Source organism: Crocosphaera chwakensis CCY0110, assembly GCF_000169335.1.
Taxonomy (GTDB): Bacteria; Cyanobacteriota; Cyanobacteriia; order Cyanobacteriales; family Microcystaceae; genus Crocosphaera; species Crocosphaera chwakensis.
In genome coordinates this window covers 77,634-99,545 of sequence record NZ_AAXW01000009.1, presented here as the reverse complement: position 1 = coordinate 99,545, position 21,912 = coordinate 77,634, and the positions used below count along the sequence as shown (strand labels likewise).

The window sequence follows — 21,912 nt, the reverse complement described above, 5'->3', positions numbered from 1 at the left end:
AAAACTAATGACTGATTGATCACTGGTTTAACGATGAAACTTTGCATGGAAGGGGAAGGAGAAACTATGATCGATGATGCTATAGCGTCCAGGAGGAAGATAGACTAACAGAGGAATATCGAGTAAAATGTCTTGGTCGTCGCGATCACTTCTTCTTAAAGCTGTTTCTTTCACTTGGGCTGCTATAATTTTACCTACAATTAAGCTATTATCTCCAAATTCGTCTATAATTCTATCTAGTTCACACTCTAAATAAAGATAACTGTCTTCGAGGTAAACACTGTCTATCTGAGTAGTGGCAAGTGTAGATAAGATTGATAAAAGCGGTTTTTGATTATTCTCACAACGGACAGTAGCGGTTAAACTGGTGAGTAAGATTTGATTAGGTTGTGGAAAACTGACACTAAAGGCTTTTTCTCTAACAATATTTTGATAAGTACCATGACTTGGGGTACAAATAAACCCAAAATAATTATCCCAACCAAAGGGCATCGCCATGTGTTTCGGTGCAAGATCATAGTTGCCGTCTGCTTCTTTAGTGCCAACGATCACTAAAGGTGCCACCATGAAGAAACGATCCCATAATGGTTGAGTTATATCCAGAGAAATGAGGCGATCGCTGGTAATTGAAGACATAAGCTTTCCCTCTGGCAAAGAGTTAAGAAAGATATCTCAAACTCTAATTTATTCTACTTTGATCATACTTATTATTAGGGAGTTTAAGAAATTTTTGTACTTAAACTTTACAATTTACGTAACTTTTCTTCTAAAAAGGTTGCTACTTGTAAGATTTTTAACTCTTGATAAGGTGCAGCAATTAATTGCACTCCCAAGGGTAACTTATTCTGTCTTAAAATAGGAAAAGATAACACAGGTAGGCCAATAAAAGATAGGGGTTGAGTAAACCTGCCTAAGTTAGGACGGATTAATATTTCTTCTCCATTAATCATCATTTTTTCTTGTCCTAAGGTCGTGGCAACACAGGGAGTTGTCGGGGCAATTATGACATCAACCTTTTGAAAAAGTTCTTTAACTTGATCTCGATACCAACGACGAAATCTTTGCGCTTGTAGATACCAGGTATTGGGAATAAAAGCCCCTGCCAAAAAGCGATCTCTGGTAGCTGAATCAAAATCTTGAGGTCGTGATCGCAAATTTTGTAAATGAAAGTTAGACCCTTCACAAGCTGTAATAATATAAGCAGCAGCCCTCGCTCGATGTGCCTCTGGGATACTAATTATTTTATTTATATTTAATAATTTTGTCACAGTCTCAACAACTTCTAAAGCTTCTGTTTCTGCCCCTTCTTGAAAATAGTTACCTACGACAGCAATTTTTAAACGGCTAATGTCTTCATGTAATTTATCAAAGCATAATTGAGGAGGTAAAGAAGTACACACAGGATCATTTTTATCTTCTCCTTGTAAAATATCAAAAATAGCTGCCATATCTCGCACGGAGCGAGTAAAGCCTCCGATGTGATCTAAACTATTAGAAAATAAAACCGTACCTGTTCTCGATAACCTTCCATAAGTCGGTTTTAGTCCGAAAACACCACATAAAGCAGCAGGAACTCTAACTGAACCATTCGTATCTGATCCCAAAGAAAAGGGAACTAAATTAGCAGCAACTGCAGCAGCCGATCCTCCTGACGATCCTCCTGAAATTCTGCTTAAATTATGGGGGTTTGGCGTTGCCCCATAGTGACTATTTTCTGTGACAAACCCATAGGCATATTCATCCATATTTAAAGCACCGACTAAGATAGCACCTGCTGCTTTTAACTTTTTAATAGCTGTTGCATCTTGAGTTGCTGGCGCATTTTCTTGATTTATTTTTGAACCTGCTAAGGTTATAACTCCCTCAATATCAAAGAGATTTTTTACAGCAAAAGGAACACCTGTTAAAACACCTGTATCTTCACCTTTTGTTATTTTATAGTCAAGGTTTTCTGCTTGTTCAATAGCTTTATTTTTTAAAATAGTTGTAAAACAATTTAATATCGGATTTTGTTGTTCGATATTATGAATGAATTGGCTAATAATATTAGTCGCTGAAATTTCTTGCTTTTTTATTTTTTGACTTAGGGCGATCGCATCTAAATAATTGATATTCATGGTTGGAAAATGGGGGCAGCTTCAACAGTTTCAGGAAGTTCAAATTCAGTAACTAATATAGCAATTTCAGCAATTCTTGTTAAATTATCAATTACTCCTGGCATATATTCAGCATCAATGGGTAAATCAATAATGACAGATGTTTGTTCGATGTATTCTCGGATGTTAATATCCTTATTATTCATAATTAACCTTTGTTTATTTTGTTATTTTTTTTAATGGTAGCTATCAATCCAATTGTTAATAATCCTACTGTTGTTTTAGGTTCAGGAATTCCTAATGATTGAAACGCTGTGTCAGCAATTAATTGATGTCCTGCTGCTGTTGGATGGCTGTTATCCCAGAATAAAAATTGATTAGGATTATTACAAACTTCAGAAGTGTTTGTATTAAAACAGGGATCAGTCACATTTGTAAAAATAGGAGAAGGATTTTCAATGGTATTATTAAATAAAGTATTAAGATCAATTTGTATTATATTAACATTGGCTGAAAAACTAGATAACAAACTTGCTAAACCATTATTATGAGCCATAGTTAACTCATTTAAACAATCAGCATCAAATTGATTATTATTAGGACAAAATCCATCTAAACTTCCATTATTGAGAGGTGTATTACCTAAGTTTGGTAAATTGAAAACCATAATATTCTCAGCACCAAACCCGATTAAAGAATTAATAGCTGTTTCTATGTTACTTAAAGTTTGCTCAGGAGTATCGAAAGGAGTGAAAGTCATACTATTAGTTGGTAAATAATCATTTCCTCCTATCCAAATTGTATAAAGTGCATTGGGATCAGCGACAGGGTTATTAAGTAGAAAATTGTTAACTTGTTGTTGTAAACCGGATAAAGAAAGTTCTGGTAACGTAGTATCAAAGGCATTTTTATCACCACTGGTTGCCCCTCCAAAAGAAAAATTAACTAAGGGAATATTTAACTCTTGGGCAAGAAGTTCTATCCAGGCTGGACCATTGGAAAATCTGCCTTGAAAATAAGGAGGACTGGGAGGAAAGGTTTGAGTTCCTCCTGTTGCCTGAAAAACAATCTGATTAATATTACCAGTCCCCGATAAGCTATCTCCAAACCCGTAAATGGCTGAAAAATTAGCAGCGATCGCAGAGGAAGAGATAAAACTACTAATACTTACCAAAAAACCGAATAAAGATAATTTTTTCATTATATTAAATCTATTTAAAAATTGATCTACATAGTAATCAAGCTTTCGTTAGCATCAATATTTTTTTATCTTAATTTAATTAAAAACTCGTTAAACCAAAGAATAGACAAATGGTAAGCTGTCCAATTCTAGCAACATTCTACTGATGAGATGCGTCATGATTGCAGACATGGAAACACTCTATTTTGTGTAAATCATGTTGTGATGATGCAATGGTATAGACTATGAAACTCACACTTATTGGTAAATTGGTTGCTGTTACCACTTTCGCATTAACGGGTATTATCCCTTGGTTTCCTTGTGAAGCCTCGACCTTCGATGAACAAGAGGTCAACCAGGATGATTTTATTGCTGTTGCTAGACCCTACGGAGATAATAAATACGATTTACTCATCATCAGACAAATACCAGGACAGCGACAGTGTTGGGAAGAAATAGAATCGAATTCAGTGACCACTATTGACCCTCTACTACTCAACTTTAATTTTGCCGGTAGTTGTCAAAGAAGTACCGATAGTAATGGGTATTCTATCCGCATTGATGGACAAGACTTAGGACTAGACTATTTATTAAGAGTGGTTCAAAACAAGGGGGAATTATTGTTAGTGGGAACCCATCGCAGTGATCCCAATCAACCTGATATCGTTGTTGGAAGAACTGAGGGAGTTGCTTCAGGATTTTTAAAGATTGATTTAGATCCCGGTTGGCGATTTACCCAACGGGCTTATAATGGTCAAGTATTGGGTCATATTTACTTAACGGGGGACAGTGCGTCTATTCCTGCACAACCAGCTTATAATACCACTGATTCATCTAAGGAAGAGGTTGTGGTATCTGAGTCTGATTCTTCTGTACAAGAAATGACGTTTACCGCCCAAACTCAACCCTCTAGTGTGTCTTCAGGTAATACTGTCACAGTCCAACCCTCTGGTAATACTTTACCACCTCCCCCAAACCCTTCAGTGGCTAATGAACCGCCACCGTTACCCAGTTTTTCAGAACTACCTCCCCTTGAACCTCCAACCACCAAAAGTTTTAATGGTATGGTTCCTCCTCCTACCCCAAACGCAGCTAATACAGAACGCAATACTCAAACCTCTCAAAGTTATCGGGTTGTGGTTGCTGTGGGTAGTAGTCAAGATAGGACTCGTGTGCGATCGCTGTTTCCTGAAGCGTTTTCTACCTCTTATCAAGGTCGTTCTATGTTACAAGTGGGATTATTTAGTGATAAAAACAATGCTCAAAAAGCAGAACAAAGTCTTAAAAGTATTGGTTTAAATCCGATTATTATTCAATAAAGAAACTTTAGGGAGCAATAACAATTTATGTATTTGCTTCCTAAAATAAATGTTTTGTAAAGTTGGCTCAAGAATAATTAATAATAGCTTTAGTAAATCAAACAGAAGAAAATTCATAGACTGGCGTTTGAATTAATCGTTGTGGGGGTTTATTTTCCCAAATAATTTCTTGTAACTTTTCTACGATTTCGGGTGAAAATAATCGCTCTCCTGTTTCTACACATACCCTTGCCGGTACGTTTTCAATAATGTAAAATCTCCCTTCTCGTTCAAGGGTATAGGTCACTGTTGTTTCATAGTAAGTTTCTTCATTTGAAATATTAGTCATTTAGCTGTCTCCTTTGCTCATAATTAATCCAAAGCTTAGAACTAGGTTGATAGACTGTTATGATTTTAATTAGCGAACGAGTAGGATAACTACAATGTATATGTAAGGGGCGTTTTTGTTCTGTTAAGCCAAATATTAAACAACTTGGACCATATTTATCATCAGGATAATCTTCGATGAGCTTACCTTGTAAAACGGCTTGTTTGATTTCATAAACACTAATTTGGCGCAAAAGAGTTTGATTAATAGCTTGTTCCGAGAATTCATATTGATTATTTAAAAGTTTTTTATGAATTTTGTCGATCATAATCTTTCAATTCATAATATTAACCTACCCACAATAACTGTAGGTAGGCCAAAATTTACCGTTCAAAGTTATCTAAAACAGCTTAGAATGCGCGGTTGTTAGGCTTATGAACGATGAAACTCATGGTTTGACACTGTTTAATATTGTCAAAACCAATCACACGAATATAAGCATTAGGATACTCAGAACGACATTCGCGCACTTCAGCTAATACTTGCTGAGCAGAACTAGCACCGAATAAAGGTAACTTCCACATAGTCCAGAAGTGAGTTTCGGGTTGGGGATCTTCTTCAAACTCAATTCCAGGAATCATTCCCTGATCCAATACATATTGAACTTGACGAACAATTTGTTGATCGGTTAAAGGGGGTAAATAAGAAAGGGTTTCGTAACGACGCTCTTTAGGTAATGTTTTCATGGTTGGTTGATTTCTATCTCAAGTTAATCACAATTAGACGTTGAGTCATCATTCTCTGACTCACAAGATGTTGAGGACACTGAGGAAGAACTGGTAAGCCTCTCCAATAGCTGACGACGATGTTCTACATTTGCCTGACTCATACGGTGTCTAACCATCTGGGGCATAAATTCCATTACCTCAGAGGCTAGATATTCTCGTACTTTGAGAATACGCATCACTAGCTCCTTATCTTCTCCCATTAACCCCTCAATAAACAGTTCTCCCTTTTGGATATTGTGGGAGGCTGTGTATTGCCTCAGCCATATGGCTTGTTTGGGGTTGGTTTCAGATAGTTGGTCAAGAATCACACGAACCGCTTGATAAGTCAGGTAATTTTGTATTACTTCAGCAGTGTCGTTAGCTATTTTTTTGGGATACATAGATGCCTACCTGTCCCTCCTCGGACACAGTTGTTAGTTTTTAGTCTTTTATATTCCTAAAAGCTAACAATTATCCCAAAATTAGAGTGTATCCATTGCCTCAAACTCGAAGGTAATTTCTTTCCACAGTTCGCAAGCAGCGGCCAACTCAGGACTCCACTTACAAGCTTCACGGATAACGTCATTACCTTCACGAGCCAAGTTACGGCCTTCGTTACGAGCTTGGATACAAGCTTCAAGAGCCACACGGTTAGCGGTTGCACCAGGAGCGTTACCCCAAGGGTGTCCTAATGTACCACCACCAAACTGTAAGCAAGAGTCGTCGCCGAAGATTTCAACTAAGGCAGGCATATGCCATACGTGGATACCACCAGACGCAACAGGCATGGTTCCAGCCATAGAAGCGTAGTCTTGGGTGAAGAAAATACCGCGATCGCGATCTTCTTCGACGTAGTCTTCACGCATGAGGTCAACAAACCCCATAGTGATGCCTCTTTCTCCTTCTAATTTACCCACAACGGTTCCAGAGTGGAGGTGATCACCACCAGATAAACGTAAACACTTAGCTAAGACGCGGAAGTGAATACCATGATTTTTCTGACGGTCAATTACCGCGTGCATCGCACGGTGAATGTGTAATAAGATGCCGTTGTCACGACAGAACTTAGCTAAGGTGGTGTTAGCAGTGAAACCACCGGTTAAGAAGTCGTGCATGATGATGGGAGTGCCAATTTCTTTGGCAAATTCAGCCCGTTTCATCATTTCTTCGCAAGTTCCTGCGGTTACGTTGAGGTAGTGACCCTTAACTTCGTTGGTTTCAGCTTGGGATTTTTCGATAGCTTCTTGTACGAATAAGAAGCGATCGCGCCAACGCATGAAGGGTTGAGAGTTAATGTTTTCGTCGTCTTTGGTGAAGTCTAATCCACCCCGTAAACATTCGTAAACTGCACGTCCGTAGTTCTTAGCGGATAAACCTAATTTGGGCTTAATGGTACAACCTAATAGGGGACGACCATACTTGTTTAATTTATCCCGTTCAACGGTAATACCGTGAGGAGGCCCTTGGAAGGTTTTGATTAAAGCAACAGGGAAACGGATGTCTTCTAAACGTAAAGCCCGTAATGCTTTGAACCCGAAAACGTTACCTACTAAAGAGGTTAGAACGTTAGTGACAGATCCTTCTTCAAATAAGTCCAAAGGATAAGCAATAAAACAGAAATACTGGTTTTCTTCGTTAGCAACGGGTTCGATGTCATAACAACGACCTTTGTAACGATCTAAGTCGGTTAAGTTATCAGTCCAAACCGTTGTCCAGGTTCCGGTAGAAGATTCTGCTGCTACTGCTGCACCGGCTTCTTCAGGAGGAACTCCAGGTTGGGGGGTCATGCGGAAGCACGCCAGTAAATCGGTATCTTTAGGGGTATAGTCGGGGGTGTAATAGGTTAAGCGGTAGTCCTGAACACCGGCATTAAACCCTGCTTTTGTGGCCTGTGCCATTTTTGTTATTCCTCCATGAATGGGCATCGTTAATTTCTCATTTATCAGTTCGTAAGTCGGTTTCCCCTGACCTACCGGTAATAGAGAAAATTTTAGAAAGTTATTCGGTCGCTCAAAGTCGCTTGTAGCAAACCGTTTATTCACTTATGTTCGTTTCGAGTCCTTATCATATCATGATAGTTAGACTCTTTTAACATTCTTTTTACCCTTTTCTAGTAGATTTTTTGATTACAATTTATAGACAGTCTCATTAATTTAACTAATGAGTGTTTATGCTCTGATTCCTCTTTAATCATTTTGTTTCCCTCCATATCAAATATGGGATCACTTATCCTAAAAAATTTATAAATAGTTACATAAGTTTTATTGATCCACTGAGTAAGATTGCTTAATCTTGGGTTGATAAGCAATAGAATGAGGTGTGAGAATTAATCACCCTTGGTCAAATATAGATATATTGCTATGTATTACTTATTACTAATTCTGTTTTTACAATAGGTTACAGAATTATTCTAAAAATTGGAAAAGTTAACAATAGATCAATGTATTACATTCATAATGAATATAAATTATTCTCTTCTAATTTCCATTTTTTTATTAACTTGTTTTCTTGATCTTGTTTACATTTAACTTCTCTATAATTCTTTGCAAATATATTTATACTAGGAAATTTGAAATTTTATTTTTTTTCTTCATTCTATAGTAAAAGGAAGATACTTATTAAATACCTTCCCTTTTTTATATTAATTCGATTGTGTTTTTTATAACTAGAAAGAAGAATTAAAACTTAAAACTTTCTAGATTCACAATAAACCTTACCCCCTTCATCGGGAACCACATGACAAATATTGTAGCCCCGAATAAATGCTTCTAAAATAGAGTAATTTGACTTACGATAATAGTCACCTAAAACGGGTTTAATGGCTTCTGTTGCGGTTTTTAAATGGTAATGAGGCATGGTCAAAAAGATATGATGAGCAACATGAGTACCAATATTATGATGGATATCATTGATAAACCCATAATCATGATCTACCGTAGATAATGCCCCTTTTAAAAAGTACCAATCTTTCCCCCGATACCAAGGAACATCAGGATCAGTGTGATGTAAAAAGGTAACTAAATCTAACCAAATCACAAAAACAAGATAAGGTCCTAAATAATATTTAAGTAACCACAAAAAGCCGAATTGATAAGTTAAAAAACCTAACAAAGCAACCATACCAATCAAGCAAATAGTGCTAGTTAAAACATCCCATTTTTCAGATGGACGGAATAGATCGCTCTTAGGATCGAAATGACTTCCTTTTCTCCCTGGGGAACGCTTAAATAAATAAAGAGGATACAGAAATAAAACCAGTTTAAAACGGGCAAACTTTTCTAACCATCCCATCTCATTATATTTAGATTCTGTGATAGGATACCAACTTTCATCCGTATCAATATTACCAGTATTTTTATGATGAGTGCGATGACTAATACGCCACCCATGAAATGGGACTAAAATGGGAGTATGGGAAAGATGACCAATGAGATTATTTAACCATTTGTAGCGAGAAAAAGAACCATGGCCACAATCATGTCCGACAACAAATAATGCCCAAAACATAGTTCCTTGCATGACCCAAAAAATCGGCCAAAAAAACCAAGAATCCAAAGAATAAGCGATCGCATATAGAACAGATATGACAAAAATATCCCAAAAAAAATAAGCCAGGGATTTTATAGCAGATGACTCAAAACAATGAGGGGGGATGGCTTCTCTAATATCTTGTAACGTAAAAGGTAGGTCGACCACTTTTGGTTCTGGTCGCTTCACAGTCATAGGTTGCTGCATTCGCTGTTGGATCTCCTTATTTAAACCTAATGTCGAGAAAAACTTAATTTTTCTTAATCTTACCTATTATACTATTAGCAGTTGACATACTCTACTGTTACAAGTTACTACTTCAAGAACCTTTGCTCTAGATGGTGTTGGGGTCAATTTTTTCTACTTTCAAAATTAAAAGGCGCAAAACTTGCGCCCTTTATAGCTTGGGGACTGTTTACCGACATTAGTAACAAAAAGCAAAATCCTTTAATCGTTCCATTCTCCTCGTGGTGGTAATGGAGGATTTCGACGAAAGGTACGGGTTAAGTCATCATCTCTGTTTCGTTCTCCATTTAACCACTGTTTAATCGCTGTTTCAATAATGCGACTAGGGTCATTTGTCAAGTGTTGAAGTTGTTCAAGGACTTCTGCATCAAGGTTAATAGAAATTTCTACTTTATCAGCATTTCGCTGAGTAGATGTCGCATTATCATTCATAAGTTTCTTCCAATCTTCCATGTTCTATTGTACAAGTAAGGGAATTGCTTTAGGTTTTTGAGCAATTAAAATTTGTAAAATGTGGGGAAGCAGTAAAACTAAGGCTTTTTTTGCTGAATCATATCAACCTAATCATTATTATCCTGACCTAATTCTAGTTTATTGAGGATTTTTAGCAACATTTTTCCGTAATTATGGACGTTTAATTAATTCGCCACGATTTCCTTGAACCCGTTCTTCCATATCCTCAACTTGAGCATCTCGTTGCTTACTAGGTTTCTCAAAGTCGGTATCTGGGGTAAAACTTAGGAAAATGTTGTTAACGTAGGTACGAGCATTTTTGCTCACTGTACTTAGAGGTTTGGGTAAAAAACTGTCCCCGGCAGCAACAAAAATTAATCCTAATACTAATATGATCGATCCTAATGGTTTCATATTGCTACTTCATGGTAATAACAAATCTGGTGGTATTAGTATTCCCTAAATGCTGTTCATATTAGACATTGGTAGTTAAAAAAGTCAGAGGTCAGAAGTTCCATAAATCTGTAATTGTTCAATTGTCATTCGGAGGGTAGTGTTATTTAAGTAGTGAAAGTTAATCTAAGTTGATATCATTTCCTCATTATAATGATGGATGAAATATAAAATAGCCCCTTCATGATTGAAAAAGCTTTTAGAAAATGCTAGGTTTTTTCTAACTAAACGAGAGCAACGGTGTCTTAGGGTATTATTTAATCTTTCAATGTTGTTTGTCTCACCACTTTTCCTTGTACTAGGATAACCGCATTCTTTTTTTGACTTATGCTGCGGTTGATTCATTGAATCTTATGTCCCTGAAATAGTTCAATTTTTCTAGCAGAGTTTATTTTTTAGAGGCTAAAATCTGCCATATTTCCATAAATTGTTTCAGTCATATCTTTTAATTCTTGGTCTCGAAAAATTTCTCGATAAAATTGATCATTTTTATAGCTTTTCCAGCGTTCGAGAACTTTCATTTGAGTTGCATTATTTTGTAGTTTGAGTTGGTCAAAAGAGCTTCCTTTTCCTTGGTGTGCTACCTTTTCATAAGGTTCTCCACTGCTTGTAAAGCCTAAGTGTTCAGCTAGTTGAATTCTATACTGCTTGCTCAAAAACCACTGATTATAGTTAACGTATATTTTTTCAATATTTCCACTTTGAGATTGCTCTAAATATTCTCTTGCATAAGCCTTATATAACTCGACGTATTTATGTTGTTCTTCATCGTTTTTTTTCATCATTTGTGATTCTAATAAACTAGCAAATAAATTAAAAGGATCTCTAAGAATTAATATCTCTAATCTTTTGCGACTTTCTCCCAAATATTTTTGATAATTTTGTTCAAAGAGGTCTAATTGAGAATTTTGAGGATCAATGTCTTCATAACTATAGATTAAAAAATCTTTTGGAGACTGACGTATGTATTCAATATTGACTGCTTTATCTCTAATTTGTAAACTAAAATGTTCAGGAATATTCAAAAAAGATTTAGCTAAACTTACTAAAGTTTTTTGGCTAAAATCTTGATAACATCTCCAGTAAGGTAATCCTTTAATAGTAATACGATTTCTTAACGCATAATAAGGATCTTGTCCCTTTTGAAAAAGTATATCATTTAGATGCACAACTCTCCCTGAATAATTGTCAATTAACCAAGAAATAATCGCATGATTTCCGCTTCTTCTAATACCTAATACACGAACTTCATATAAATTATTAAATACCATGATAATTTGCAATTGAACTTTATTTGATTATATCATCATAATGTGGTAACATAGCATCGTCAAATAAGTTTAATCTTTTTTCTCTTAATTTAGTATTTGCTTTTAGCCTTTTAACATTATGAATAAGGAATATTGTTTTTGTACCCTAGCTATTGGTCAAAGTTACCGTAATTGTGCTTTATTACTAGCTAGAGATTTAGAATTTTATGCTCCCAAAACAGAGCTATTTATTTTAACAGATAAACCAAGATATTTTCAGCAAAAATCTAATATTAAAGCATTCAAATATCAGCCAATAAGTTGTAGAATTTATAACGATAAAAGAATAGTTATTTCTAAAGCTTTAGAGTTTTACCAATCTTGTATTTTTGTAGATGCAAATATTAGAATCAAAGAGCAGATACCTGATTCTATAAACTTTAAACCAGGTATAGTTGCTTATAGCTGTTATAATATTTTGAAGAATTTTTACAAAGAAAATAAAAGTAATCCTTATCATAAAGAGTATCTACAAAGAAATAAAATGTTTAAGTTTGTTCAACAGGTAGCTTCATACTATCAATTGAATTTAGAACAAGTAAAATTTGTTTTTGAAGGTATATTCTATATACAAAAAAATGAACAGTATTTACAATTTATTAGATACTGGGAACTGTTAGCAGATTATTATGAATACCAGGGACTTTATAATCAAGAAGGGTTGGTTATAGGTTTAGCTGCTGCTGCTGCTGGTTTTCCTATTAATTATGATGAGCAGAAAACAGTTGCGATTTTCAAAGATGTATTAGAAAAATATAAGATTAAGGTTGGTAAGGCTACTTATGAAGAAAATAAGGATTACTTTGAAACTCTCAAAAAAATAGAATATCCATCAGTCTCTTTTCTTCACAAGGTCTGGAATAAAATTTCTTCAAAAATTAGTTTTTATTATCGTGTTATAAAATTAAATGTTAGGGTCTTAAAATATAAAGAAGTTTTTTCTGATTTTTCTCAAATGCCTTTTGAAGAACTTAAAGACCAGAACTGGAATTTAGCTAAAAAATCATAATAAAACCTTAATAAAATGTTATTAACTTACTCAAACAAAGCACAAAATAATGTCTGTGTGATTCCTCCGAGTCCATAGAGTAATTTAGATGGTTGGTTCATAGATTTATAAAGTTTTAATATTTTTTTGAAGTCCTTTGTCTTTCAATAAGTTAGAGTCAAAAGTAGGAAAGCTCTAGCCTAGTAAAAGATGTTAAAACATGATGTGGTCATTGTGGGCGGTGGTTTAGCGGGATCTCGCGCTGCCCTAGAAATAAAACGCCTTAACCCTAGTATTGATGTGGCTGTTGTTGCCAAAACTCATCCCATTCGATCGCACTCTGTTGCAGCCCAAGGAGGGATCGCTGCTAGTCTAAAAAATGTTGATTCAGAAGACAGTTGGGAGTCTCACGCATTTGATACTGTAAAAGGTTCGGACTATTTAGCGGATCAAGATGCGGTAGCCTTACTTACCCAACAAGCTCCCGATGTTATTATCGATCTTGAACATTTGGGGGTGTTATTTTCCCGTTTAGACAATGGGAAAATTGCTCAACGGGCTTTTGGCGGCCATACCCATAACCGTACCTGTTACGCTGCTGATAAAACAGGTCATGCTATCCTTCATGAGTTAGTCAATAACTTACGACGCAACGGAGTTACTATTTATGATGAATGGTATGTGATGCAGTTGATCTATGAAGACGGGGAAGCCAAAGGCATTGTCATATATCATATCGAAGATGGAACCCTGGAAATTATTCACAGTAAGGTAGTGATGTTCGCCACCGGGGGTTACGGACGGGTATTCAACACTACGTCTAATGATTTTGCTTCAACAGGGGACGGGTTAGCTATGTCAGCGTTAGCCGGTGTCCCGTTAGAAGACATGGAGTTTGTGCAGTTTCATCCCACTGGTTTATATCCTGTCGGCGTGTTAATTTCTGAAGCTGTCAGAGGAGAAGGAGCCTATCTTATTAATAGTGAAGGACGGCGGTTTATGGAAGATTATGCACCCTCGCGCATGGAACTCGCTCCCCGTGACATCACCTCTCGTGCCATTACCCTAGAAATACGTGCCGGACGAGGTGTACATCCTGATGGCAGGCCAGGCGGTCCCTGTGTTTATTTAGACTTGCGCCACATGGGGGAAGAAAAGATCATGAGTCGGGTTCCCTTTTGTTGGGAAGAAGCACACCGTTTAGTAGGAGTTGACGCGGTTTATGAACCGATGCCAGTGCGTCCTACCGCCCATTATTGCATGGGAGGCATCCCCGTTAATACCCAAGGAAGGGTAAGATTAAGTGGCGATCGCCTCACAGAAGGATTTTTTGCAGCAGGGGAATGTGCTTGTGTGTCGGTACACGGGGCCAACCGGTTGGGTAGTAATTCTTTATTAGAATGTGTGGTGTATGGCAAAATTACAGGGGAAAATATCGCTCATTATGTTAAAGATCGTAAGTTTTCTGAGTTTGATGAAGAGACTTATTTGAATGAAGCAAAACAGCGTATTTCTAGCCTGTTAAATAAAGAAGGAACCATTCGTATTGGGGCATTACGTCAACAGTTTCAAGACTCTATGGCCGAACATTGTGGGGTATTTCGGACTGAAGAATTAATGCAGGAAGGTATTAATAAAATTCAAGAATTTAAAGCGCAATATGACAACATTTATCTAGATGATAAGGAAAATTGTTGGAATACTGAATTAATTGAAGCAATGGAATTACGCAATATTATGGTGGTGGGTGAGATGATTTTAACCTCTGCTTTAAACCGCAAAGAAAGTCGTGGGGCCCATTCACGGGAAGATTATACGAAACGAGATGATCCCAACTTTTTGAAACATACCTTAGCTTATTATTCTGCTGCTGGTTTAGATATTCAATATATGGATGTAGTGATTGATATGTTTGAACCGAAAGAGCGCAAATATTAAATAATTAGGGATAATGAGTAATTAATGATTGATTATTTATTCATTGTCCTTTTTTTTGATGAATATGATATGAATGAATTTAATATAGTGAAATTACTTCAATTTTCAGAAGAAGAAATAGAACATATTTCCGAGATATTTTATTTACTAAATTTCTTTTCTCAGACACAATTAAAACAATGGAGTCAAGTTTCTGAGGTTTTCCCTCCAAAGTGGGTAGAAATTGGTTGTATTCATTGCAATGTTGATAATTCAATTCGTTTTTTAACTTATGTGTTTATTGGACGTATTGACTTAATCCCTTTATTTTCAGTTCTGAACAAAAGAACACAAAATATTCTTCATGATGAAATCAAGGTAATTTTAGATTATTGGATGACAGAATTTTATGATTTTATTTTTCTAAAAAGAGAAGAATCAGAGCTTACTGATAATGATAAAATATGGTTAATTTTAAGTAGACTCTGTAAAATTGCTTTGAGTTACGAAGATTGGGAAACATATCCAATAAATGAATTATTCTTTGAATATTTTGTAGAAAAATATACTAGACCTTATGATCCTATCTAAATCTTTTTAACTAATATAATTAGTTTAGAAATTTTTTTGTTAAGAATGGAGTTTTAAGTATGAAAATTTGGGACATCGATAATGATGTAAAAAACTTTGTTGGTGTAAATTTTGTCAGTGATGATGGAGGTGAGTTACAATTTTGTCCAGATTGGCCTTATTTTGAAGGACAAAGATTAGGAGAAGATTGGTCTTTTCCTTATAGAGTAAAATTACTAGAAGATAAACCTGTTGGTGATTTTATAGGTTTAGATTCAGGTCTATTATTTTGTGATAGTTATGCCCTTATTAAACTCAAACCATATATTATTAAAGAGGTAGAAATCATCCCAACTAATGTAGATGGATTAGATTTGAACATTTTAAATATAACTAATCTTATTGATTGTTTAGATAAAGAAAAAAGTGTCATTGAGTATTTTGATGAAATTGAACAAGGTATAATGGATGTAGAGAAATACGTCTTTAAAGAAGAATTACTAGAAAATGTAACACATTTTAAACTACCTCAGCTTACTCGTTCATCTATTTTTGGAACTGATAAATTTTATTCTAAAGTTAAAGAATATGGGCTAACTGGACTTAAGTTTGAACTTGTTTATTCTACTCCTTAACTAAAACATTTAATCTGAATGTTACAAGTGATGATATTATAATTTAGGAAAACCCTTATTTTCAGTATTATGTTGAAAGAATGAGGAAAAATAGCACCAATAGAATATTAACTGGTATTTCTTTAACCATACCTTTATTAACCAGTTTTTGTTAGCGTTTACAACTGTTAACTTTTATATCTAAAAAATTGGGATTAAAGGATAACCCTTTAACACTTCTTAACCTTGTGATAACATAAGTAATTACATTGATTAAAATAAGTACAGGGGAGAGTTTACAGACATTTGTATCGAATTGAAAATTAAGTAATAGAAAAAACTACTTTTGATTTTCAGTAAGCTAAAAAGTCAAAAACCTTTTGTGTCTAAAATAAATAACTCTCTCCTACTAATATTTCGCTGGAGGTAATAATATGAAATATGACTTAGGACATGAACCCAAAACCTTTGGAGATTGGGCTTATCTAGCTATTGCAACGCATTACAATAAATTTTTATCTCATGAATTAGTAGTATTAGAAGATAAAGATCCTGAAGAATTACATCAAATGCGAGTAGGTATGCGACGTTTAAGAAGTACCATTAAAGGATTTTCAGCAGCTTTAGATTTACCTGAAAATGCTCAAGAAAAAAAAGTTGGGAAGATTGCCAAAACTTTAGGCAAGCTAAGAGATTTAGATGTTTTAGAAGATAGCTTAAAAAATAATTATTATCCTAATTTACCTAAGCAGGAACAAAAACAGTTAAAACAAGCTTTATCTAATCTAGAAAAACAAAGAAAAAAAGTTTTAAAAACAGTCAGAAAAACTTTAAATAGTCAAAAATGTGTTGATCTTAAACAAGGCTTTGATGATTGGTTAAATAGTCCAACTTATCATGATATTGCTCAAGTTTCTATTCATACCATTTTACCGGATCTTTTGTTACCAGAAGTCAGTCAATTAATGTTACATCCTGGTTGGGTAATTGGGGTTAAATTTGAAGCAGAAAGCATCAGTTTTCCTGAGAGTTTATCTAAAGAAGCAGTAGAATCTTTACTCGACAAACAGGGATTAATGTTACACGATTTACGAAAAGCAGCTAAACGAACTCGTTATAATATGGAATTATTTACCCAGTTTTATGGAGAAGTCTATGAAGATTATCTAAAAGATATTAAACGGATACAAAGTATATTAGGAGAGATACAAGATAGCTTTGTGTTAGTTGAATTTCTCGATGAAGTTTTTGAAGATAATATTCTCAATAAGATGCCAACTTTTGCTAAAATACTGCAAGAAAATCGTTATGAAAAGTGGCAAGAATGGGAAACATTACAGCACAAATTCCTTAATAATAAAACTCGGAAAGATTTTCATATTACAATTTTACAACCTTCTGTTATTCAATCCGAGATTGAAAAAAGTCAAGAAAATTCTAAAAAATCTGTAGAAACTGCATCATCAACCGACATTTCATCAAATTCTTAACTAGATTATCCTCATCAAGAGATCATCCATAGCACTAGCAAAATAGAGTAAGATATCAGAAAAGGACAAAATAAACTATTATCTATTCTCTTGTCCTCAAATATGGTATTTTAGAACTACTGTGTGGTGCTATATTTTGCTATCAAAAAACTTATCATTAGATAGGCGTTATTAAGGAAAAAATCATGACTGAATCTACTGAACAAAGACTAAAAGAGAAATTAACCGAAGAGATTAAAAAAGCAATGAAAGCAAAGGATAAAATTCGCTTAGAGACGATTAGAAGTTTGAAAAAAGTTATCCTTGAAAAAGAAGTCGAAGTACGACCAAAAGGACAAACAGAATTAACCCCAGAACAAGAGTTAGAAGTATTAGCACAACAAGCAAAACAACGCCGAGATTCCATTGAACAATATCGTCAAGGGGGTAGAGATGATTTAGCTGATAAAGAAGCCCAAGAATTAGCCATTATTGAAACTTATTTACCCCGTCAATTGTCGACAGAAGAAATTGAAGCCATTATCGACAATATTATTCAGTCAGTAGGGGCAACCTCCCCAAAAGATATGGGAAAAGTCATGGGACCAGCGATGAAAGAATTAAAAGGCAAAGCAGACGGGAAACAAGTCCAAGAAATAGTGAAAGCTAAATTAAACTAATCATAAGTAAATGAGGGTTAGACAATGTTATCTAACCCTGAATAATAATATAGAGGATTCTTAAGATTGAATTTATAAATTTATCCTAAACCCAGATAAAACGCCATTTTAACCCTTGACTTATGGTATTAATAGACATAAATTCATGGGGGTCATCCGAAAAATCTTGGATAAATTATGAGACAAGATGTGTCAAATTGTAAATTTTTTGCTAATAATAGTCTAAAGATAGCGAAAAGCGCAATTTACCTTGAACAAGGAAATTACCCGAAGTTTGGGAGAAAATTGTGCTAGTTTAAGAAATGTTAATGATCCCCTAACTCTAATCCTGAAGTTAGTTCACGGATCTAACATCACTTACCAAAAGAGCCGATTCAGTCAAACTGATAGGCGTTCTCTAGGTCGCACCCTATAAGAAAATGGGACAATATGACCTAAACTAGATAAAACAAACGTTAAGAAATCTTGCCATTGATTTCAGTTAAGCAAGAGGATTGGATTCTATGACTATTGCAGTCGGACGCGCACCAGAAAGAGGATGGTTTGACGTCCTCGATGACTGGTTAAAACGCGATCGCTTTGTATTCGTAGGTTGGTCTGGTTTACTACTATTCCCCTGTGCTTATTTAGCACTAGGAGGCTGGTTAACCGGAACCACCTTTGTAACATCCTGGTACACCCACGGGTTAGCCAGTTCCTACCTAGAAGGATGTAACTTTTTAACCGTAGCGGTTTCTTCTCCTGCTAACGCCTTCGGACACTCCTTACTGTTCCTCTGGGGACCAGAAGCCCAAGGAGACTTCACCCGTTGGTGCCAAATCGGCGGTTTATGGACATTTACAGCCCTTCACGGAGCATTTGGACTGATTGGCTTCATGTTACGTCAGTTTGAAATTTCCCGTTTAGTTGGCATCCGTCCTTACAACGCCATCGCTTTCTCTGCCCCTATTGCGGTATTCGTCAGTGTATTCTTGATGTACCCTCTAGGACAGTCTAGCTGGTTCTTCGGACCTAGTTTTGGAGTAGCAGGAATTTTCCGTTTCATCTTATTCTTACAAGGGTTCCACAACTGGACACTGAACCCCTTCCACATGATGGGAGTGGCTGGTGTTTTAGGTGGTGCTTTACTCTGTGCCATTCACGGTGCAACCGTAGAAAACACCTTGTTTGAAGATGGTGAGCAAGCTAATACCTTCCGTGCCTTTGAACCCACTCAAGCAGAAGAAACCTACTCAATGGTGACAGCCAACCGTTTCTGGTCACAGATATTCGGCATTGCCTTCTCTAACAAACGTTGGTTACACTTCTTCATGTTATTCGTACCCGTAACTGGGTTATGGATGAGTGCGATCGGTATTGTCGGTTTAGCCTTAAACTTACGAGCTTATGACTTCGTGTCTCAAGAATTACGGGCAGCAGAAGACCCCGAATTTGAGACATTCTACACCAAAAACATTTTATTAAACGAAGGTCTCAGAGCTTGGATGGCTCCCCAAGACCAACCCCATCAAAACTTTGTATTCCCTGAGGAGGTACTGCCCCGTGGTAACGCTCTCTAATGTTGCCAGTGGTCGTGACCTGGAATCTACCGGTTTCGCTTGGTGGTCAGGCAATGCTCGTCTGATCAACCTCTCCGGTAAGCTTTTAGGCGCTCACGTTGCTCACGCTGGTTTAATCGTATTCTGGGCAGGGGCTATGACCCTGTTTGAAACCGCCCATTTTATTCCCGAAAGGCCCATGTATGAACAGGGCTTAATTCTCCTTCCCCACATTGCTACCCTCGGTTGGGGTGTTGGCCCTGGTGGTGAAGTGATTGATACTTTCCCCTTCTTTGTTGTGGGAGTATTACACCTAATCTCTTCTGCCGTTCTTGGTTTCGGTGGTATTTACCATGCCTTAAGAGGCCCTGAAACCCTAGAAGAGTATTCCAGTTTCTTCGGTTATGACTGGAAAGATAAGAACCAAATGACCAATATTATTGGTTATCACCTCATTATCTTGGGATGTGGTGCGCTGTTACTCGTGTTCAAAGCCATGTTCTTTGGTGGTGTCTATGACACTTGGGCACCTGGTGGCGGAGATGTGCGTGTGATTACTAACCCTACCCTTAACCCCGCAATTATCTTCGGCTATCTGCTGAAAGCTCCTTTCGGGGGAGAAGGTTGGATTGTTGGTGTGGACAACATGGAAGATATAATCGGTGGCCATATTTGGGTTGGCTTGATTTGTATCTTCGGTGGTATCTGGCACATCTTAACCAAGCCTTTTGGTTGGGCTCGTCGTGCTTTCATCTGGTCTGGTGAAGCTTACCTTTCCTACAGTTTAGGTGCATTGTCCTTAATGGGCTTCATCGCTTCTGTAATGGTTTGGTACAACAACACCGCTTATCCCAGTGAATTTTACGGTCCTACTGGGATGGAAGCCTCTCAGTCTCAAGCATTCACCTTCTTGGTGCGTGACCAAAGAATGGGAGCTAACATCGGTTCTGCTCAAGGCCCCACTGGTTTAGGTAAATACTTAATGCGTTCTCCCACTGGTGAAATTATCTTCGGTGGTGAAACCATGCGTTTCTGGGACTTCCGTGGTCCTTGGTTAGAGCCTCTACGTGGGCCTAACGGTTTAGACTTAGATAAGTTAAGAAATGACATTCAGCCTTGGCAAATTCGTCGTGCTGCTGAATATATGACCCATGCGCCTTTAGGGTCTTTAAACTCTGTGGGTGGGGTTATTACTGACGTTAACTCCTTTAACTACGTTTCTCCCCGTGCGTGGTTAGCAACCTCTCACTTTACCCTCGGTTTCTTCTTCCTCGTTGGTCACCTATGGCACGCTGGACGTGCGCGGGCGGCCGCTGCTGGATTTGAGAAAGGGATTGATCGTGAAACTGAACCCGTACTCACTATGCCTGATCTTGACTAAGATTTAGGTTGTGAAAAACCCCACCCAACTGTATTTAGGGTGGGGTTTTCTATTTTTAAAGGTTCTTCAGTACATACTATAATATAATATGAGCTTGAACCCTATTAGTTACTTGAAAAACTTACTTTAGCTTACATATCACTTTGTCTTTGATGTAAAAGAACTTTCTCAAGCTGAATTTGAAGAGAATTCAGCGGTCAGAGTTAGAGCTTATATAAGCAAATAATGGGTGTTTCAGGCAACGATTTTATTAACCTGTAAGCTTATTTTGAATTTATATTTAGTTATCCTTATCAGCTAACAGTAACCAATAACTGATCACTGTTTACTGATAACTGTTTTAACTACCAACAGAAGATAAAGACTTCATTGAAGCAATTACCGCCTCTGCAACACCGTTAGAAGACGCAGGATTTTGACCCGTAATTAAATTACCATCTTGCACTACTTTGGCTTGAAAATCATCAGCGTTGGTATAGTTTGCACCCAACTCTTTGAGACGACTTTCTAATAAAAAGGGAACCAGTTCATGAAGTCCGACAGTTTCTTCTTCACTGTTACTAAAGCTAGTCAGTTCTTTTCCTGCTACAAAGGGAGTTCCGTCTGCTTTTTTCGCTGATAATAACCCGGCTGAACCATGACATACCGCAGCAATCACTTTATCAGCGCGATCAAATGCTTCGACTAAATTGGCTAATTTTTCATTTTCACAGAGATCCCACATGGGACCGTGGCCACCAGGAATAAAAATGGCATCATAATTATCTGCTTCTACCTCTGTTAAACGAACAGTATTTTTAAAACATTTTTGAGCAGTTTCGTCTTGGAAAAAATGACGAGTGTCTTCGGTTTGAGCGTCATCTAAAATGCTTTTTTCATCAATAGGAACCTCTCCCCCGTTAGGAGAAGCTAACGTTACCTCAAAACCAGCTTCTAAAAAGCGATAATAGGGGTTTACGGCTTCTTCGAGCCAAATACCTGTTTTTTGATCTGTGTCTCCTAGTTGTCTGTGAGACGTTAATACGAAAAGAATTTGTTTAGTCATATATTGTATGTATTGAGATGTAAAATGTTTGACCAGATACCGGGTTAAAAA

General features: G+C 36.6%; 23 protein-coding genes and 1 pseudogene. 9 read left to right on the top strand and 15 right to left on the bottom strand.

Going from position 1 to position 21,912, the window contains the following annotated elements:
• Positions 1 to 27: 27 nt before the first annotated feature.
• The 4 genes from CY0110_RS07985 to CY0110_RS07970 all read right to left on the bottom strand — a co-directional run bounded on the left by CY0110_RS07985 (position 28) and on the right by CY0110_RS07970 (position 3,297).
• A complete protein-coding gene (locus CY0110_RS07985; protein ID WP_008274882.1) occupies positions 28 to 636 on the bottom strand; it encodes a flavin reductase in 609 nt (202 codons plus the stop codon).
• Between the two features lie 107 nt (positions 637 to 743).
• Complete coding sequence (locus CY0110_RS07980) at positions 744 to 2,117, bottom strand: AtzE family amidohydrolase (protein ID WP_008274881.1); 1,374 nt, start codon at positions 2,115 to 2,117, stop codon at positions 744 to 746.
• Positions 2,114 to 2,302, bottom strand: coding sequence for a DUF4089 domain-containing protein (locus tag CY0110_RS07975; protein ID WP_008274880.1), 189 nt, complete (start codon positions 2,300 to 2,302; stop codon positions 2,114 to 2,116). Before CY0110_RS07975 ends, CY0110_RS07980 begins: the two co-directional genes overlap by 4 nt.
• 2 nt (positions 2,303 to 2,304) lie before the next feature.
• Positions 2,305 to 3,297: an SGNH/GDSL hydrolase family protein gene (locus CY0110_RS07970; RefSeq protein ID WP_008274879.1), complete on the bottom strand. Its 993-nt coding sequence runs from the start codon at positions 3,295 to 3,297 to the stop codon at positions 2,305 to 2,307.
• Positions 3,298 to 3,521: 224 nt separating this feature from the next.
• On the opposite strand from CY0110_RS07970, the gene CY0110_RS07965 reads away from it, so the two are divergent.
• Entirely contained in the window at positions 3,522 to 4,595 is a 1,074-nt protein-coding gene (locus tag CY0110_RS07965) for a DUF3747 domain-containing protein (RefSeq protein WP_008274878.1), read from the top strand.
• A gap of 97 nt (positions 4,596 to 4,692) precedes the next feature.
• On the opposite strand, the gene CY0110_RS07960 is transcribed toward CY0110_RS07965, so the two are convergent.
• The 10 genes and pseudogenes from CY0110_RS07960 to CY0110_RS07920 form a co-directional block, all read right to left on the bottom strand.
• Positions 4,693 to 4,923, bottom strand: a complete 231-nt coding sequence (locus CY0110_RS07960) for a YgiT-type zinc finger protein (RefSeq protein ID WP_008274876.1) — start codon at positions 4,921 to 4,923, stop codon at positions 4,693 to 4,695.
• A complete protein-coding gene (locus CY0110_RS07955) occupies positions 4,916 to 5,230 on the bottom strand; it encodes a DUF4258 domain-containing protein (RefSeq protein ID WP_008274874.1) in 315 nt (104 codons plus the stop codon). The genes CY0110_RS07960 and CY0110_RS07955 overlap by 8 nt, the downstream gene beginning before the upstream one ends.
• A gap of 82 nt (positions 5,231 to 5,312) precedes the next feature.
• Entirely contained in the window at positions 5,313 to 5,648 is a 336-nt protein-coding gene (locus tag CY0110_RS07950; RefSeq protein ID WP_008274871.1) for a ribulose bisphosphate carboxylase small subunit, read from the bottom strand.
• Positions 5,649 to 5,671: 23 nt separating this feature from the next.
• Entirely contained in the window at positions 5,672 to 6,070 is a 399-nt protein-coding gene (locus CY0110_RS07945) for a chaperonin family protein RbcX (RefSeq protein WP_008274870.1), read from the bottom strand.
• Positions 6,071 to 6,151: 81 nt separating this feature from the next.
• Complete coding sequence (locus tag CY0110_RS07940; RefSeq protein ID WP_035798872.1) at positions 6,152 to 7,567, bottom strand: form I ribulose bisphosphate carboxylase large subunit; 1,416 nt, start codon at positions 7,565 to 7,567, stop codon at positions 6,152 to 6,154.
• Positions 7,568 to 8,354: 787 nt separating this feature from the next.
• Positions 8,355 to 9,404 carry a fatty acid desaturase gene (locus tag CY0110_RS07935; protein ID WP_008274868.1) on the bottom strand — a complete coding sequence of 350 codons (1,050 nt, stop codon included), beginning with the start codon at positions 9,402 to 9,404 and terminating at the stop codon, positions 8,355 to 8,357.
• Positions 9,405 to 9,644: 240 nt separating this feature from the next.
• Positions 9,645 to 9,875: a type II toxin-antitoxin system CcdA family antitoxin gene (locus CY0110_RS07930; RefSeq protein ID WP_035798868.1), complete on the bottom strand. Its 231-nt coding sequence runs from the start codon at positions 9,873 to 9,875 to the stop codon at positions 9,645 to 9,647.
• Positions 9,876 to 10,067: 192 nt separating this feature from the next.
• On the bottom strand, positions 10,068 to 10,310 hold the full coding sequence (locus CY0110_RS07925; RefSeq protein ID WP_008274866.1) for a hypothetical protein: 243 nt from the start codon (positions 10,308 to 10,310) through the stop codon (positions 10,068 to 10,070).
• A 165-nt stretch (positions 10,311 to 10,475) separates the two neighbouring features.
• Positions 10,476 to 10,658 (bottom strand): annotated as a pseudogene (locus CY0110_RS28495) (IS1 family transposase); the annotation flags it as partial.
• An 86-nt stretch (positions 10,659 to 10,744) separates the two neighbouring features.
• Complete coding sequence (locus CY0110_RS07920; protein ID WP_008274865.1) at positions 10,745 to 11,620, bottom strand: hypothetical protein; 876 nt, start codon at positions 11,618 to 11,620, stop codon at positions 10,745 to 10,747.
• A gap of 118 nt (positions 11,621 to 11,738) precedes the next feature.
• Here CY0110_RS07920 and CY0110_RS07915 point away from each other — a divergent pair, with 118 nt between their 5' ends.
• The 8 genes from CY0110_RS07915 to psbC all read left to right on the top strand — a co-directional run bounded on the left by CY0110_RS07915 (position 11,739) and on the right by psbC (position 20,816).
• On the top strand, positions 11,739 to 12,668 hold the full coding sequence (locus CY0110_RS07915) for a hypothetical protein (RefSeq protein WP_008274864.1): 930 nt from the start codon (positions 11,739 to 11,741) through the stop codon (positions 12,666 to 12,668).
• A 189-nt stretch (positions 12,669 to 12,857) separates the two neighbouring features.
• Positions 12,858 to 14,585 carry a succinate dehydrogenase/fumarate reductase flavoprotein subunit gene (locus CY0110_RS07910; RefSeq protein ID WP_008274863.1) on the top strand — a complete coding sequence of 576 codons (1,728 nt, stop codon included), beginning with the start codon at positions 12,858 to 12,860 and terminating at the stop codon, positions 14,583 to 14,585.
• Between the two features lie 24 nt (positions 14,586 to 14,609).
• Positions 14,610 to 15,155, top strand: coding sequence for a hypothetical protein (locus tag CY0110_RS07905; protein WP_008274862.1), 546 nt, complete (start codon positions 14,610 to 14,612; stop codon positions 15,153 to 15,155).
• Between the two features lie 59 nt (positions 15,156 to 15,214).
• Positions 15,215 to 15,769 carry an imm11 family protein gene (locus CY0110_RS07900; protein ID WP_008274861.1) on the top strand — a complete coding sequence of 185 codons (555 nt, stop codon included), beginning with the start codon at positions 15,215 to 15,217 and terminating at the stop codon, positions 15,767 to 15,769.
• Positions 15,770 to 16,182: 413 nt separating this feature from the next.
• Entirely contained in the window at positions 16,183 to 17,238 is a 1,056-nt protein-coding gene (locus CY0110_RS07895) for a CHAD domain-containing protein (RefSeq protein ID WP_008274860.1), read from the top strand.
• Positions 17,239 to 17,423: 185 nt separating this feature from the next.
• Positions 17,424 to 17,897: a GatB/YqeY domain-containing protein gene (locus CY0110_RS07890; protein WP_008274859.1), complete on the top strand. Its 474-nt coding sequence runs from the start codon at positions 17,424 to 17,426 to the stop codon at positions 17,895 to 17,897.
• A 503-nt stretch (positions 17,898 to 18,400) separates the two neighbouring features.
• On the top strand, positions 18,401 to 19,456 hold the full coding sequence (gene psbD, locus CY0110_RS07885; RefSeq protein WP_008274432.1) for a photosystem II D2 protein (photosystem q(a) protein): 1,056 nt from the start codon (positions 18,401 to 18,403) through the stop codon (positions 19,454 to 19,456).
• A complete protein-coding gene (gene psbC, locus CY0110_RS07880) occupies positions 19,440 to 20,816 on the top strand; it encodes a photosystem II reaction center protein CP43 (protein WP_008274858.1) in 1,377 nt (458 codons plus the stop codon). The genes psbD and psbC overlap by 17 nt, the downstream gene beginning before the upstream one ends.
• A 340-nt stretch (positions 20,817 to 21,156) precedes the next feature.
• Here the strand turns inward: psbC and CY0110_RS07875 are convergent, their stop codons facing one another.
• Positions 21,157 to 21,861: a type 1 glutamine amidotransferase domain-containing protein gene (locus CY0110_RS07875; protein WP_008274857.1), complete on the bottom strand. Its 705-nt coding sequence runs from the start codon at positions 21,859 to 21,861 to the stop codon at positions 21,157 to 21,159.
• Between the last annotated feature and the right edge of the window lie 51 nt (positions 21,862 to 21,912).